This is a genomic window from Rhodococcus wratislaviensis, assembly GCF_900455735.1.
Taxonomy (GTDB): Bacteria; Actinomycetota; Actinomycetes; order Mycobacteriales; family Mycobacteriaceae; genus Rhodococcus_F; species Rhodococcus_F wratislaviensis.
The window spans coordinates 316,041-330,039 of sequence record NZ_UAUI01000001.1 but is presented as its reverse complement, the minus strand read 5'-3'; the positions used below and the strand labels follow the sequence as shown (position 1 = coordinate 330,039).

Here is a 13,999-nt window from a genome sequence, read left to right as displayed (position 1 = left end):
CCGCGGTGTTGTGGAGGCCGCTTATCGTGGAGGGGGTCACAGGCGGGTGTGGGACGGAAGGTTCGCAGGGGAGGGAGTATCCATGGAGGCTCTGCCGGATTCGGGGATGTTGCTCGCGGTCCTCGAACACACTCCGGCGTTGGTGTTCGTGTCCGAATTCGTGTCGGGGCGGATCGCGTATGTCAATCCCGCCGGTGTCGGTCTGCTCGGATTGGGAGATGCCGTGAACGCGTACGCGAGGACGACGGCGGAGCTTTTCACGGATGTCGGCCTCGTGCAGGCCCGTGAGGTGGAGTCTGCTCTGGTCGAGCGGGGGGAGTGGAACGGGCTGACGGAATTCCGCCATTTCGTGACGGGTGAGCCGATCCCGATGCTGATCTCGACATTCGTGCTGCAGTACACGCGGACCGGGCCGTCGCTGATCGCATCGATTGCGCAGGATCGCCGCGGTGCAGAAGTGGACGAACAACGCCTGCACCGCGCTCTGGGGGAATCCGCGTACCGGGCGCGCGAGCAGCAGGCGATCGCCGACTTGAGCCAACTCGCCGTCGGCGGAGACCTCGACGAACTCCTCGGTGCGGCGGCCGGTGCGGCCGCCGCACTGATGGGTGTGCAGTGCTCGTCGATCGCGCAGATGTCCGACGACGGCGCACTCGCCGTGCTGGCCTATCGGGGACCCGAGCCCTCGCCGACGGTGTTCGCCCCGGGAAGGGGGTCGCAACCCGGATTTGCCGCGGCCAGCGGGTCGGTGATCGTGTGCGCCGATCGGGTCCACGAGACCCGGTTCTCCACTGTCGGGATGACGGGGCGCGGGCTGCACAGCGGGGTGTGCGTTCCGATCGGCTCCGAAGCGGTCTGGGGTGTGTTGACCGCGCACAGTCGTCGTCCCCGCGAATACACCGACCGTGATCTGACCTTTCTGCGCTCGGTGACGGCGGTGCTGTCCGCGGCTATCCGCCGCATCGAGGCCGAAGCCGCGTTGGTGCACCAGAGCTTGCACGATCCGCTGACCGGGTTACCGAACCGTGCGTTGGCCCGCCGTCGGCTCGACGAGGCCCTGGACGCCGCGCCGCGCGGCGGCACCCGCGTGGCGCTGTTGTTGGTCGATCTCGACGACTTCAAAATCGTCAACGACAGCCTCGGCCATGCCGGCGGCGACGACGCACTGATCGTTCTCGCCAGGCATCTCCGGTCGGCGGTGCGCCCGGGCGATACCGTTGCCCGCCTCGGCGGTGACGAATTCGTGGTGGTGTGTGAGCACGTCGCAGGTGCAACGGAGGCGGTGGCAATTGCCGCCCGGATCACCGGAAGCCTCGCCGACCTGAACCGGGCAGAATCTCTCGACTGGCCGATCAGTGCCAGTATCGGTGTCGCACTGTCCGATCCGGAGTGCACCCGCGAAGAACTCGTCCGCCGGGCCGACTCGGCGATGTATCGGGCGAAAGCTGCGGGGCCGGGCGGTTACGCGCTCTACGACGGCACCTTCTAGGACGGCACCAGAGCCCGATCGGTGCACGGTGGCCGACGTGGCAGGAAGTCGCGGCCGCCGATAGGCACCCTAGGGAGGGGAAATTGTCATCTTGACGCGGATCTCGACCCGTCGAATACTTGCTGGACAGGGCGGATCCCGTCGACATCCGACGAAAAGACTCCGCGCTTCGCCCTTGTGACAGAAAGATATTCGCGTCGTCGACTGCTGGTGAACGCATCGGCGTGTCTGGTCGACCTGCATCAGAGGTGAATGCGATGAACGCGTGTGCGCACGTTGGTACGAAGCCTGCCCCACTCGGCGGGCATCGCCGCGACGTCGTCGTGGATGTCGGACAGGACTGAGGCGCCCGATGGCCGATTTCGACCCACATGCGACACAGGCGGCGTCGGTCCGTGCAGTCGGCCACGGGATCGTGGCCGAGTTGGACGCCGCCGGGTTCGCAGGTGCCGAGGAGGTGGGCCGGGGCGGCTTCGGTGTGGTGTACCGCTGTCTGCAGCGTTCGCTGGGTCGAATCGTGGCGATCAAGGTCCTGACGTCGGACCTGGACCCGGAGAATCGTGAGCGTTTCCTGCGGGAGGGTTACGCGATGGGTGGGCTCTCCGGCCACCCGAACATCGTCAACATACTGCAGGTAGGCGTGACCGACGCCGGTCGCCCGTACATCGTCATGCACTATCACCCGCGCGATTCGCTGGCGGTCCAGATACGCCGAGAAGGTCCGTTGCCCTGGCCGGAGGCGATCAGCATCGGGGTGAAGTTGGCGGGAGCTCTGGAGACGGCGCACCGGACCGGCACGCTGCATCGCGACATCAAACCCGCGAACATCCTTCTCACCGACTACGGCGAGCCGCAGCTCACCGATTTCGGTATCGCGCACATCGCCGGCGGGTACGAAACGGCCACCGGCGGGTTTACCGGGTCACTGGCGTTCACCGCGCCGGAAGTGCTCAACGGGGAATCGCCGACGGCGAGATCCGACGTCTACGGATTGGGCGCGACGATCTTCTCGCTGATCGCGGGGAGGGCGGCGTTCGAACGGAAGACCGGTGAGGAGCTCGTTGCGCAGTTCGTGAGGATCAGCAGCCAGCCGGTGCCGGACATGCGCGCACAGGGCATCCCGGACGGCGTGTGCGCTGTGATCGAGAGGGCGATGGCGACGAATCCCGCTGCCCGGCCGGCGTCTGCCGAGGAGTTCGGACACGAACTCCAAGCTGCTCAGCAACACATCGGTTTGCGTTCGGACGCGATGGCGCTGGCACCCCTGGAGGCCGCGCAGGCGACCGAGGAGCGCCCGTCGGATTCCGGTGCCGATGGATACCGTCGAATCCAATACGAAGGTTCGGACAGCGGTCAGCGTCCGTGGGGCGAACCGACCCAGCAGCTCCAGCCGGATTCTCATCCGTCGGGACCGCCGTTCTGGCCGCCGAATGGCCCGCCGCCCTGGCCGCCGACCGGAGAATCGGGCAGCATCGGAGAGTCCCGCACAGGTCGGCGCGCGGTCCTGACCGTCCTGGCACTGGTCGTCGCGCTGGTGCTGGCCGGCGGCGGCTACCTCGTGCTTCGAGAAACCCCCGGCCCAGGCACCGCACGACCTACCGTCCAGGACGCCGGCGCGTCTCCTGCCGTCGACCCGACTGCGGCGTGGCGACCGGTCAAGGATGCCCGTGTTGCCCGCCAGCAGACGGCAACGACAGTCGCGGACGGGACGATCTGGGTGTTCGGAGGGTTGGACGACAACGGCGTCTCCGCCCAGCAGGAGGGCTATGACCCGGCCATCGACACCTGGAAGGCCGGCCCCGACCTTCCGGTCCCGCTCAATCATGCGATGGCTGTCACCTACAACGACGAACCCGTACTGATCGGCGGTTGGAAAGCGGAAGGTCAGAACCTGACCGCGGTCGACTCCGATCGGGTGATGGCCATGCGCGACGGCGGGTGGGTGGACCTGCCGCCGCTGAACGCACCGCGGGCGGCTGGGGCCGCGGCCGTGGTCGGCGACAAGATCGTGGTCACCGGGGGACAGGCGAACGGTCAACTGGTGGCGACGACCGAGGTGTTCGACGGCACGAATTGGACGACCGTCGCGCCTGTCCCCACGCCACGGGAGCATCTGGCCGGGGTGTCGGACGGGACGTATTTCTATGCGATCGGTGGGCGGGATCTGGCGTCGGACCAGAACACCGCCGCGGTCGAACGGTTCGATCCCGCCGCGGGAACGTGGACAACGTTGCCGGCCATGCCCACTCCTCGCGGTGGGCTCGGTGCGGTGTTCATCGACGGCCGCATCGTCGCGGTCGGTGGTGAAGAACCGACTCGCGTGCTGTCGACGGTCGAGGCCTACGACGTGGTGGCCGGGACGTGGTCGGAATTGCCGGCCCTGCGCACGCCGCGGCACGGGATGGCGGTCGGCGCGGTCGGCAACACGGTGTATGCCGTCGGCGGCGGCATCAAACCGACGCACGCCGAATCGACCGCTGTTTCCGAGGCCCTGCGGATCGCGCCCCGCAAGACCCAATGGGCGCCGGCGTGGCGTCCGCTGAAGGACGCGCCGATCGCTCGTCAGCAGACGGCGACCGCCGTCGCGGACGGCACGATCTGGGTGCTCGGCGGACTCGACAATGCGGGGTCGACCCCGAAGGTCGAGGGGAACGACCCCGCCATCGACACCTGGAAGGCGGGCCCCGACCTTCCGGTTCCCCTCAATCATGCAATGGCCGTCGAGTACGGGGGCGAGTTGGTGGTCCTCGGCGGCTGGGTGCCGAAAGGCCCGAATCTCAGCGGGACGACGTCCGACCGGGTGCTCGCGCTGCGGAACGGCAAGTGGGTGGATCTGCCCCCACTGAACGAGCCCCGGTCCGCTGGTGCCGCAGCGGTGGTGGGCGACAGGATCGTGGTGGCCGGAGGGCAGGCGAACGGCGCACTGGTGCCGACGACCGAAGTGTTCGACGGCACGAAGTGGACGACCGTCTCGGACATCCCCACGTCACGGGAGCATCTGGCCGGGGTGTCGGACGGGACCTACTTCTATGCGATCGGCGGGCGGGATCTGGCATCGGATCAGAACACCGCCGCGGTCGAACGCTACGACCCCGCCGCGGGAACGTGGACGACGTTGCCTGACATGCCGACCCCTCGCGGTGGGCTCGGTGCGGCGTTCATCGACGGCCGCATCGTCGCGGTCGGTGGTGAACAACCGACCAAGGTGCTGTCGACGGTCGAGGCCTACGACGTCGCCTCGGGGACCTGGTCACCATTGCCGCCCATGCCCACGGGGGCTCACGGCATGTCCGTTGCGACGGTCGGTCACACCGTCTACGCCATCGGCGGCGCACTACGGCCCACCCACGCGGAGTCCACCGCGACCGCCCAGGCACTAGATTTTTGGTGAGAGCGCCGGGTGCCGGGTGTCGATGGGTCGATTTTCCGAATGTCTTCTGTCCGTGTAGTTGTGCTCAGTAGAGGGGGACTAGACTTGTCGTTGGAGGGGGCGGGTTTCGGATGAGGTGCGACCCGGGCAGGAAGTGGTTCGTGATGAAGGTGACGGCGAAGGCCACCCGTCGTGGCGGCTGGTGGGTGGTGGAGGTTCCAGGAGTCGAGGCGGCTGTCACTCAGGCGCGGCGGCTCGATCAGGTTTCTGCCATGGTGGCGGATGCCGTGCATCTGGTCGAGGATGTGCCGGCCGAGGACGTCGAGGTGATCCTCGACTACGAGATCGGGGATTCGGCGGCGCTCATGGAGGCTCGAGCGGCCCACTTGCAGGTCGAGTCCGCCGCCCACGCGCAGGAATGTGCAGCGCGTGCCTCGCGGGCCGCGGTCGCGCATCTGCGCCGATCGGGTCTCTCGGTGCGTGATATCGGCGTCATCCTCGAGTTGAGCCCGCAACGGGTCTCCCAGCTCGACAGAGCCGGCGCGCGAGCCTGATGACGGTGCGAGCGGCGGGTGCATTCTCCGAGCCGTGATGTCGGTCGCCGAGTATGTTCCCGGCACTTGTGCTGTCGCAAAGGATTTCGATGTCCGACACCATCACGATGTTCCTCGCCGGCGACGTGATGACCGGTAGGGGAGTCGACCAGATCCTCCCCTTTCCCGGCGACCCGGAGTTGAGGGAGCGCTGCGTCCACGACGCCCGCGAGTACGTGGCGTTGGCGGAGAAGCGAAATGGCTCGATCCGCGGCCCCGTCGGGTTCGGGTGGCCGTGGGGTGAGGCGTTGCCCGTCCTCGACACGGCCGAGCCCGACGCGCGCGTGATCAATCTCGAAACGACCGTCACCACGTGTGCCCGCTTCGCCTCCAAGGGAATCAACTACAGAATGCATCCGTCGAACCTCGGGGTGCTCACCGCTGCGCGGATCGACGTCTGCGTGCTGGCGAACAATCACCTACTCGACTTCGGTGCCGATGGGCTCGTGGAGACCCTCGACGCGCTGGCCCGCAACGGCGTGCGGACCGTCGGAGCGGGGCGCACCGTGGCGCAGGCGTGGTGTCCCGTGGTCGTGGAGGCCGGGGCGGGTCGTCGGCTGCTGATCTGGGCGGCAGGGATGACGTCGAGCGGAGTCTCGCCGCGCGGGGCGGCCCGCCGGGGCCGGCCTGGTGTCGCGTTCCTTTCGGAGCCCACCGGCGCCGAGGCGGACCGTGTGCTCGACCGGACGCGGCTGATACGACGGAACACGGACGTGGTGGTGGTCTCTCTGCACTGGGGTTCGAACTGGGGCTACGACGTGCCGGACGCGCATGTCGAATTCGCGCATCGGCTCGTCGACGGTGGCGTCGACGTGGTCTTCGGGCACTCGTCGCATCACCCGCGCCCGGTCGAGATCTACCGTGGCCATCCGATCTTGTACGGCTGCGGTGACCTGATCAACGACTACGAGGGCATCGGGGGACACGAGGGCTACCGCGACGATCTGCGGCTGCTCTACCTGGTGACCCTCGACGCGCGCACCCACGAACTGTGCGAGCTGCGAATGGTGCCGATGAGTTCCCGGCAGATGCGACTGCAACGCGCGTCGACACGTGACACCGAATGGCTACGGCGGGTTCTCGACGGGATCAGCCGCGGCTTCGGCACCCGCATCGATGCAGGCGACGACGTCCTCGTCGCCCGCGCGAGGCACGCGAACTGGTAAGTGGCGGGTGTGTGCCGCAGCGGGGTGCGCAGCGCACACCGTGAGCGGATCCCACCAAGGTTTTGTCGGAAGGGCACTGCTTCTGGATTGGACGTATGGAGGGCACAGCACAGTCCTCGATACCGCTCGGAGACGTCCTGAATTCGAGGCGCAGGCGGACCATCGTCGGGCGCCGGGTCGAGCGCGAATTGGTTCGGGCCGGACTGGAGTCGGCCGATCCGCAGTTGTCCGTGCTGTTCCTGCACGGCCCCGGAGGGATCGGGAAGACCACGTTGCTGGGCGAGTTCGCGGAGATCGCGGCGGAAACGGGCGCGTCGGTCGCCCGGCTCGACGGGCGCGATGCCTAAGTGGGCACCGATTTTCCGCAGCCGGTGAGCGGAATGACCGTCGTGAGCGCCAGCCGACCATTCTTGGAGGGCTACGTGCGTGCCCGGGTGGGCGAACTGGAAGGGGTCACCATCGTGGATCGCTGCGATGCCGCGGGCATCACCACGACGCCCGACCGCCTTCGCGTCACCGGAGCCCGCGTTCTCCGGCGGGCCGACGGCAGTACCGAGGAGATCCTCGACGCCGACCTGGTGGTGGACGCGACCGGACGGGGCTCGCGTGCCCCAATGTGGTTGGCGGATCTCGGCTTCGGACGCCCGGACGAGGACAGGGTGCACGTCGGCCTCGGCTACGCTACCCGCATCTACCGCGCCCCGGCGCCGGGGTTGGGAGACGACCGAGGGATCGTGATCGGTCCGACACCCGATTCTCCGCGAGGGGGCGCGCTACAGCTGCTCGAGGGAAACCGCTTCCTGGTGACGCTGATGGGGATGCTCGGCGATTATCCGCCAGCCGATCCGGACGGCTACCTCGACTTTGCCAGGTCCCTGCGGATCCCCGACCTCTTCGAGGTGATCCGGGACGCAGAACCGCTCGAGCAAGCCCGGACCTTCCGGTTTCCGGCGAGCGTCCGCAGACGGTACGAACGACTGTCGATCCTCCCAGCCGGCTTCCTCGTGACGGGGGACGGCCTGTGCAGCTTCAACCCGATCTATGCGCAGGGGATGATCGTCGCGGCGCTCGAGGCGCTCACACTGCACCGTCACCTGCAGTGAGGCACCGAGCCACACGCACGCGGTTTCTTTCGCGATGTCGCGAAGGTGATCGACGTTCCGTGGGAGATGTCCGTCGGCGGGACTTGGCTTTCCCGGAAGTGATGGGAAACCGCAGCCCGAAGATGCGGCTCGGCAATGCCTACATCCTGCGCCTACACGAAGCTGCCGAGCACGATCCCGTGCTCGCTACCGCCTTCATCCGCGTCGCCGCCCTGGTCGATCGTCCCGAGCGGCTGATGAGCCCAGGGACCCTCCTGCGAGTCCTGCGTCAGAACGTGTGGCACCCCGCCCCGGGCGGCGCCCGAGTAGAAATCTGACGCCGCCGAAGAGCGGGACAAGGTCACCGATCAGCGTCGACGCCGCTGCGAATCCAGTGCTGGATCCGCCAGATCGCGTTGTACAGATTCCACGGTGCAACGTCGTAGGTGTCCCACGGCTGACCGACGTGCGCGGTCCATTCGGGAATCCGCCTACAACAGATCCGGTGATCGAACACGGAAAAGAGGGCATTGCAGAATGCAGTACGCATCAGGTTTCTCCTGAGTCGGGGCGGCCCCGGACCGGGGCAAGCCTAGGTGCGTTCTGCGCATACGAGGACACTACTGGGCTCCAACGAGACCCTATGGCCGCCACGGCATAGAATTTCGGGTGCACAGTTCCGCAGACGCGGCCGATTCGAGCGCGGAGAGTGGCAATGCAAGTGGGAACGCTGTTCGGCAAGTACCGGCTGGACCGTCCGCTGACGGTCGATGTGAGCGGCGAGGTGTGGGCGGCGTTCGACACGGTCACGTTCCGTCGCGTCGTGGTGCGGGCACTGCCGCCGGACGCTTCCGAGGACGACGAATTCTGCGATCGGTTCGAACGGGAAGCCGGCATCGCGGCGCACATCCGGAACCCGCACGTGGTACCGATCCACGACTTCGGGCAGATTGGCAACCGACTCTTTCTCGCAACGCCGACGACCCAGGGCACGAACCTGCGGACGATCCTCGCGACCACTGGGCCGATGGAGATATCACGCGCGGTCGGCGTTGTCGAGCAGCTGGCGTCGGCGCTGGAGGCAGTGCGCGCGGCCGGGCTGGTCGAGCAGGAAGTGTCGTCGGCGAACGTCGTCGTGCAGGACGGGGGACTGATCCAGCTCACCGATGTCGGGCTCCCGATGATCCTCGGCGCCGCGTCGGGCGTCTACGGCCTGACCTGCGTGTTGTACGAGTGCCTCACCGGCGAGGTGTTCCCGACATCGGCGATCCCGACGCCGCCCGTCGGCATGGCCGCCGTGATCGCACGCGGAACGGCGGTCGACCCCGCGCGGCGCTATCGGACTGCGGGCGAGCTGGCCGCTGCCGCTCGTCTCGCGGCGCCACCACCGCAGCCTGCCGCCGATACCACTCCCGCGACCCCACCGATCGTCCGGAATCGCCGTCTCGTCGTCGCCGGACTTGCGCTCGCCGCGATCATCGCTGCCGCAATCGTCGGCGGTGTGATCATCGGGTCGGGAGCGTCATCGCCCGACGTCGCCGTGCCCACGCCGTCCTCGGGCGCGGCCGGACCGGCTTCGCCGTCGTCGTCACCGACCGCCATGACGAACCCGACCGCTGCCGAGCAGGTGCCGCCGGTGCAAGCACCACCACCGACTCAGGCGCCGGTCGCGGAGGCTCCCGTTCGAGAGGAGGTCCCACCTTCACCGACGCCGGCACCGCAATCACCACCGATAGCGCCGCTACCCGCACCGCCTCCGGCAGCGTCCGCTCCGCAGGTGCTGCCGTGCTATCCGGGTTACGAGCACACCCCGCCCCCGGACGGTCCGTGTCTCCCGCCCGGCTCGCCACCGGCGAATGCACCGGCACCCGTGCCTGCCCCTGCACCCGCGCCCGCGCCTGCCCCGCAGGTGCTGCCGTGCTATCCGGGATACGAGCACACCCCGCCCCCGGACGGCCCGTGCTGGGCTCCTGCGGGCCCGTGATGTCTCACCGACGATTGTCGGCGGCGATCCAGGAGTCGTAGACCTCGCTGACAGCCGCAGCGATCGCTCGGCCGTGCAGCATTCGTGCGGGTCGGGATTGTTCGATCTGGATTCCGCCGGCCGCATCGGCAGTCAGGCGGTTGACGAGGTTGGATGCGGATTCACCGCAATACCGTTCTCCGGGGTCGGCCACGCGAACGCGGATTCCGCTTCCGTCGACTGCCTTCGCGATCGCGTTGCGGAGGTCCGACTTGAGCCGCGCGGGAGCGAGTCCGCCGATGAGGACGTCGTTTCCTCTGTAGCCGTGAAACGACAGCGCCCACTGGAATCGTCTCGCCGACAGCGAACGCAGGAGCGGAAAGCTGTGGACGCTGAGATCAGTCGAGGAAATGTGCCATGCCCGATAAGCGTGGCCTATCGGTCCCCACCCTTTGCACGCCCACAGCGTCGAGTCGTGTGATCCCAGTGAAGCGACGACCTGCTCAGCCTGCTGATCCGTTCGGGTTTCGATGGCCCCACCGTGCGGTGCCAGGACCACGAGACGGTGATGTCGCCCGTCGTCTTCGAGTCGCTCGATGAACTCACCCTCTATTTCGGCCTCTTTCTCGGTCATGGCGGGGTCGATGCACCGAAAGTCGAGGATCACCGTCTGTCCCGGCGCCGCGCCGAGCCGACGACAGCCACTCTCCGTTATCCGGATGGTGTCGACTTCTTCCACATCGGTGTCCGGGATCAGCGTGAACAGTGCGGTCGTTCCCCCGTGGCTGACACGAGCCTGCTGACGCGGCTCCGCTCCCATCCGAGTCAACATCCGCGGGTGAATCCCGATACGTTCGCCGGTGGACGCGCCGGTGGAGCGATCGTGACGTACTGCGAGGCACAACGGCATCGAAACCGGCTGGAACGGATGCTGTTCGAACACCTCTTCAGGTTAGGCGCGAATCCGTTGCGGGTGCGGTCGAAACACACAATCGCCACCGATCTCGACGCGCGAATCCTGTGACGCGACGAGCCCCCTTGTCGGCAGTCCTCGCGCGGCGAAGACTCGAATCCATGAGTAATAAAGCAGTGGTCAGTCTCACCACCGGTCTCGAGGACGCCGAGAAGGTGACGGTTGCGTTTCTGGTCGCGGTCGGCGCGGCAGAACAACAGCGCGAGACGCTGATGTTTCTCACGAAGGAAGCGGTACGGCTCGCGCTCGACGGCACTATTCAGGGCGTGGCATGCGAAGGTTGTCCGCCGCTTCCCGATCTGGCAGCACGATTCGAGACCGCGGGCGGCATCTACATGGTGTGCCCGATCTGCTTCGAGGCCAAGCACCTCGACAAGGACGCGCTGGTATCCAATGCCGAACTCGCCGGGACGGTACCGATGTGGAAGTGGATAGGCGACGAAGGGGCGGTCACGTTCAGTTACTGACCGGCGAAACCAGCGGGAGCCGGGTTCAGTTACACTGCGCGCGAGTGTAATCGAGTCGATTCCGATCTGGAATCACGGGGGACAGGACCGGAAGTGACGGACCGCTACGTACTCGTGGACACCGACACCGGAGTCGATGATGCCCTCGCCCTGCTCACCGTTGCACACCACCCCGGAACCGAGATCGTCGGTGTCGGAACCGTGTTCGGGAACTGCACCGAACGGCAGGCCGCGCGGAACGCCCTCACCGTGCTGTCCGTCGCCGGCCTACACGACGTTCCGGTGTGCATCGGACAACCACGTCCCGGGCCGCCACCTGCCACCAGCTCCCCACACGGACTCGACGGACTCGGCGACCGCGGATATCGGCCGCCACCGGGCGTGTATCCGGCGCCCGAGTCCGCCGTCGATCAACTGCTCCGCGTCGCCGAGGACCGGCCCGGCGCGGTGGACCTGCTGTGCCTGGGTCCGCTGGCCAACATCGCCGCCGCCGTCACACGCGACCCACGGCTGCTGACCCGGTACCGTTCGGTCACCGTCATGGGCGGCATGGGAACCGCCTCCCGTAGAGGCGTCGAGGCAGCAGTACAACCACAGTTCCTCGGGAAGGGTGACACCAACACCAACCACGATCCAGGCGCGGCCACGGTGGTCGCCGCGGCGCCTGGGCAGATTACGTGGGTGGGAATGAATGTCACCGGCCGACTCCGATTGGCCTGGGCCGATCTCGTCGCTCGTTCTGCGGTAGGAAAGACCGCGACCTTCGTCCGCGACATCACCGAGGACTATCACCGCTACTGCACCAGCACATACCGCGCCGAGAATCCGATCTACACCGCACACGATTCCGTCGCAGCCGCCGTGATGCTCGACCCCGCGGTCGTGCTGGCCGCCGACGATGCCCAACCCAGGGTGCGCCACGAGGACGGCCGGGCCGCCGTGTGGGGCGTCATTCCAGTACGGGGGCCGGCACACCGATTCGTGACCGACCTCGATTACGGTTCGATCGGAGCGCGGATCGCCGCCACGCTCGACGCTGATATTCCGCGATCGGGCGCGCGCTAGCGGTGCCCGTGTCACCTGTCGGTATTCGACACGGCGTCGACGGCCCTCATGTGAGGGCGTCGAGCAGATGCAGTTCCTCCGCCACGATCAGATCGACTTCTTCACTGGTCAGACCGGACAACAGATGTGCCGCCAACATCGCTCTCACCTCCTCATGTGCTCCTACTTATTCGTCGAATCGGCGATCGCGATATCGACAAACCGGGCACATTTTCGGTAGATGAATTTCGGCTTCGACCGCAGGAACCCGATCTCGTCCGAAGTGGGGTGGATATGTCCGGTGACGCGGCTACTTGCCGTCGACCGGAAACGCATCGGCACCCGGCGCGGATGGATCGAATGGTGGCGGGTCGGCCGGATCGAATCCACCGCGCACCGTCGAGCAGGTTGCCCCCGGTTCCGGGTACGTGTTCGGGTTCTGGCGCAAGGCCGTGAGGAAGTCGGAAATGCGCCGATCGTGGACGTCGTCGAGCTTCAGTTGGTGACCCCACGACTGCAGGGACACCGCCGAATCGAGCCCAGGGTACGGCGACATCAGGGTGTACGGTTCGCCGTCGACGTTCGCTGCCAATGTTGCGACGTCGTCGGCGCTCAGTCGTTCCGGGTCGTAGGTCACCCACACGGCCCCGTGTTCGAGGGAGTGCACGGCGTTCTCGCTGCGAATCGCTTCGGGATAGACAATGCCGGTGCACGTGGCCCAGTACTGGTCGTGTGCGCCGCCGAACGGGGGACTCTGGTCGTAGGCCACCCGCTGCGGCGCCTGGACATGGGCGGCGGGCGGATAGTCGACGGTGACGATCCCTTCGATCCCCAGTGACGGGTCAGGATTGTCCGCGCTCGGCGCGAAGTCATGGGCTTCGCGGCCGTCGTCGGCTCCGGAGGCCAGGGTGTAGGCAACGACGGCGACCACGCCCTCGACGACCACCACGGCGGCGAGCAGCAGCCAGGGCAGGCGCCGCCGTCTTCCTGGGGAGGGTCGAGATTTCGGGTCCTGTCCGCGGTCGATCGTCATTGCCCATCCTTCGTCTCACCGGGCGCCCTGACCGCGCATCCCCATCCACGAAGCATGGTAGTAGACGGTGGGATAACGCCCGGTTGCTCGCCGGTGCGGCGCCGGCGACTACCGCCGGGCCATTGCTGCGATTCGCAGATCACGGGTACGAGCCTGGTGCGCGATCATCAGGATCCGCGCCTTTTCGGCGTCGCCGCTCTGAACGGCGGTCAGGATCTCGCGGTGCTCCGTTTCGATTTGCTCCAGATTGGACGAAGCCTGGGCCTCCTCCGCGTCATAAACCCGCAACTGAGCGTCGAGCCGGTCCATCAGCTGGGTGATCGTCTGATTGTGAGCCGCGCTGCGAAGTGCGCTGTGCCATTCATTGTGTAGCGCCAGGCTTGTCGAGGGATCGGGTGATTCGATTGCCTGCTCGAACAACCGGCTCAACCGCGCCAGGTCCAACTCGGTGTGGCGGGTCGCGGCCGAGTACGCGATCGCGGACTCGAGTGCGATCCGTGCCTCGCAGATCTCGAGCACCTCCTCGGGGGTGCGCTCGCGCACCCGGTACCCACGCGGCGCCTGCACCACCAGGCCCTCGTATTCGAGTCGCTGCAACGCTTCCCGCACCGGTGTACGAGACAGTCCCAACTCCGCGCCGATCGTCGCCGGTATCAACATCGTCCCGGGCCGGTCGGCGCCGCCGGTGATCCGCTCACGCAGCTGTTTGTACGCCGATGATTCTCTCTCCATCGAGTTCCCCTGTCCGGGCACGAACGCCATGCCACGGAGCAAGCCTTACCAGAGGTGAACAGCCCGAGTAAAGAGTTTGAATCCATG

The 13,999-nt window shown here is 67.0% G+C and carries 14 protein-coding genes; 10 read left to right on the top strand and 4 right to left on the bottom strand.

What is annotated here, in order from left to right:
• Positions 1-82 precede the first annotated feature (82 nt).
• The 7 genes from DTA22_RS01515 (at position 83) to DTA22_RS36555 (ending at position 8,038) form a co-directional block, all read left to right on the top strand.
• On the top strand, positions 83-1,489 hold the full coding sequence (locus DTA22_RS01515) for a sensor domain-containing diguanylate cyclase (RefSeq protein WP_112298299.1): 1,407 nt from the start codon (positions 83-85) through the stop codon (positions 1,487-1,489).
• 352 nt (positions 1,490-1,841) lie between these two features.
• Positions 1,842-4,880, top strand: a complete 3,039-nt coding sequence (locus DTA22_RS01510) for a serine/threonine-protein kinase (RefSeq protein ID WP_112298298.1) — start codon at positions 1,842-1,844, stop codon at positions 4,878-4,880.
• 143 nt (positions 4,881-5,023) lie between these two features.
• Positions 5,024-5,413 carry a hypothetical protein gene (locus DTA22_RS01505; RefSeq protein ID WP_037233983.1) on the top strand — a complete coding sequence of 130 codons (390 nt, stop codon included), beginning with the start codon at positions 5,024-5,026 and terminating at the stop codon, positions 5,411-5,413.
• 89 nt (positions 5,414-5,502) lie between these two features.
• Complete coding sequence (locus DTA22_RS01500) at positions 5,503-6,618, top strand: CapA family protein (protein WP_112298297.1); 1,116 nt, start codon at positions 5,503-5,505, stop codon at positions 6,616-6,618.
• Between the two features lie 95 nt (positions 6,619-6,713).
• Positions 6,714-6,965, top strand: a complete 252-nt coding sequence (locus DTA22_RS01495) for an AAA family ATPase (protein WP_245973247.1) — start codon at positions 6,714-6,716, stop codon at positions 6,963-6,965.
• 33 nt (positions 6,966-6,998) lie between these two features.
• On the top strand, positions 6,999-7,721 hold the full coding sequence (locus tag DTA22_RS01490) for an NAD(P)/FAD-dependent oxidoreductase (RefSeq protein WP_245973248.1): 723 nt from the start codon (positions 6,999-7,001) through the stop codon (positions 7,719-7,721).
• A 59-nt stretch (positions 7,722-7,780) separates the two neighbouring features.
• A complete protein-coding gene (locus tag DTA22_RS36555; protein WP_245973249.1) occupies positions 7,781-8,038 on the top strand; it encodes a hypothetical protein in 258 nt (85 codons plus the stop codon).
• 23 nt (positions 8,039-8,061) lie between these two features.
• On the opposite strand, the gene DTA22_RS01485 is transcribed toward DTA22_RS36555, so the two are convergent.
• Complete coding sequence (locus DTA22_RS01485) at positions 8,062-8,250, bottom strand: hypothetical protein (RefSeq protein WP_112298296.1); 189 nt, start codon at positions 8,248-8,250, stop codon at positions 8,062-8,064.
• Positions 8,251-8,415: 165 nt separating this feature from the next.
• On the opposite strand from DTA22_RS01485, the gene DTA22_RS01480 reads away from it, so the two are divergent.
• Positions 8,416-9,684 (top strand): serine/threonine-protein kinase, encoded by a 1,269-nt coding sequence (locus DTA22_RS01480; protein WP_112298295.1) that lies wholly within the window; start codon positions 8,416-8,418, stop codon positions 9,682-9,684.
• 4 nt (positions 9,685-9,688) lie between these two features.
• Here the strand turns inward: DTA22_RS01480 and DTA22_RS01475 are convergent, their stop codons facing one another.
• Complete coding sequence (locus DTA22_RS01475; protein ID WP_112298294.1) at positions 9,689-10,573, bottom strand: poly-gamma-glutamate hydrolase family protein; 885 nt, start codon at positions 10,571-10,573, stop codon at positions 9,689-9,691.
• Between the two features lie 164 nt (positions 10,574-10,737).
• Between DTA22_RS01475 and DTA22_RS01470 the strand changes: the two genes are divergently transcribed.
• Positions 10,738-11,103: a peroxiredoxin gene (locus tag DTA22_RS01470; RefSeq protein WP_037233968.1), complete on the top strand. Its 366-nt coding sequence runs from the start codon at positions 10,738-10,740 to the stop codon at positions 11,101-11,103.
• Between the two features lie 93 nt (positions 11,104-11,196).
• Positions 11,197-12,168 (top strand): nucleoside hydrolase, encoded by a 972-nt coding sequence (locus tag DTA22_RS01465; RefSeq protein WP_037233966.1) that lies wholly within the window; start codon positions 11,197-11,199, stop codon positions 12,166-12,168.
• A 289-nt stretch (positions 12,169-12,457) separates the two neighbouring features.
• Here DTA22_RS01465 and DTA22_RS01460 read toward each other — a convergent pair whose 3' ends face one another.
• Positions 12,458-13,180, bottom strand: a complete 723-nt coding sequence (locus DTA22_RS01460; protein ID WP_112298293.1) for a DUF3105 domain-containing protein — start codon at positions 13,178-13,180, stop codon at positions 12,458-12,460.
• Between the two features lie 108 nt (positions 13,181-13,288).
• Complete coding sequence (locus DTA22_RS01455; protein WP_037234053.1) at positions 13,289-13,912, bottom strand: GntR family transcriptional regulator; 624 nt, start codon at positions 13,910-13,912, stop codon at positions 13,289-13,291.
• Positions 13,913-13,999 lie beyond the last annotated feature (87 nt).

Bases quoted from the DNA above. Each gene is read 5' to 3' on its own strand.
- DTA22_RS01460 (WP_112298293.1), bottom strand. From the start codon at position 13,180: ATGACGATCGACCGCGGACAGGACCCGAAATCTCGACCCTCCCCAGGA.
- DTA22_RS01495 (WP_245973247.1), top strand. From the start codon at position 6,714: ATGGAGGGCACAGCACAGTCCTCGATACCGCTCGGAGACGTCCTGAAT.
- DTA22_RS01475 (WP_112298294.1), bottom strand. From the start codon at position 10,573: ATGCCGTTGTGCCTCGCAGTACGTCACGATCGCTCCACCGGCGCGTCC.
- DTA22_RS01515 (WP_112298299.1), top strand. From the start codon at position 83: ATGGAGGCTCTGCCGGATTCGGGGATGTTGCTCGCGGTCCTCGAACAC.
- DTA22_RS01510 (WP_112298298.1), top strand. From the start codon at position 1,842: ATGGCCGATTTCGACCCACATGCGACACAGGCGGCGTCGGTCCGTGCA.
- DTA22_RS01480 (WP_112298295.1), top strand. From the start codon at position 8,416: ATGCAAGTGGGAACGCTGTTCGGCAAGTACCGGCTGGACCGTCCGCTG.
- DTA22_RS01505 (WP_037233983.1), top strand. From the start codon at position 5,024: ATGAAGGTGACGGCGAAGGCCACCCGTCGTGGCGGCTGGTGGGTGGTG.
- DTA22_RS01470 (WP_037233968.1), top strand. From the start codon at position 10,738: ATGAGTAATAAAGCAGTGGTCAGTCTCACCACCGGTCTCGAGGACGCC.
- DTA22_RS01485 (WP_112298296.1), bottom strand. From the start codon at position 8,250: ATGCGTACTGCATTCTGCAATGCCCTCTTTTCCGTGTTCGATCACCGG.
- DTA22_RS01455 (WP_037234053.1), bottom strand. From the start codon at position 13,912: ATGGAGAGAGAATCATCGGCGTACAAACAGCTGCGTGAGCGGATCACC.
- DTA22_RS01490 (WP_245973248.1), top strand. From the start codon at position 6,999: ATGACCGTCGTGAGCGCCAGCCGACCATTCTTGGAGGGCTACGTGCGT.
- DTA22_RS01500 (WP_112298297.1), top strand. From the start codon at position 5,503: ATGTCCGACACCATCACGATGTTCCTCGCCGGCGACGTGATGACCGGT.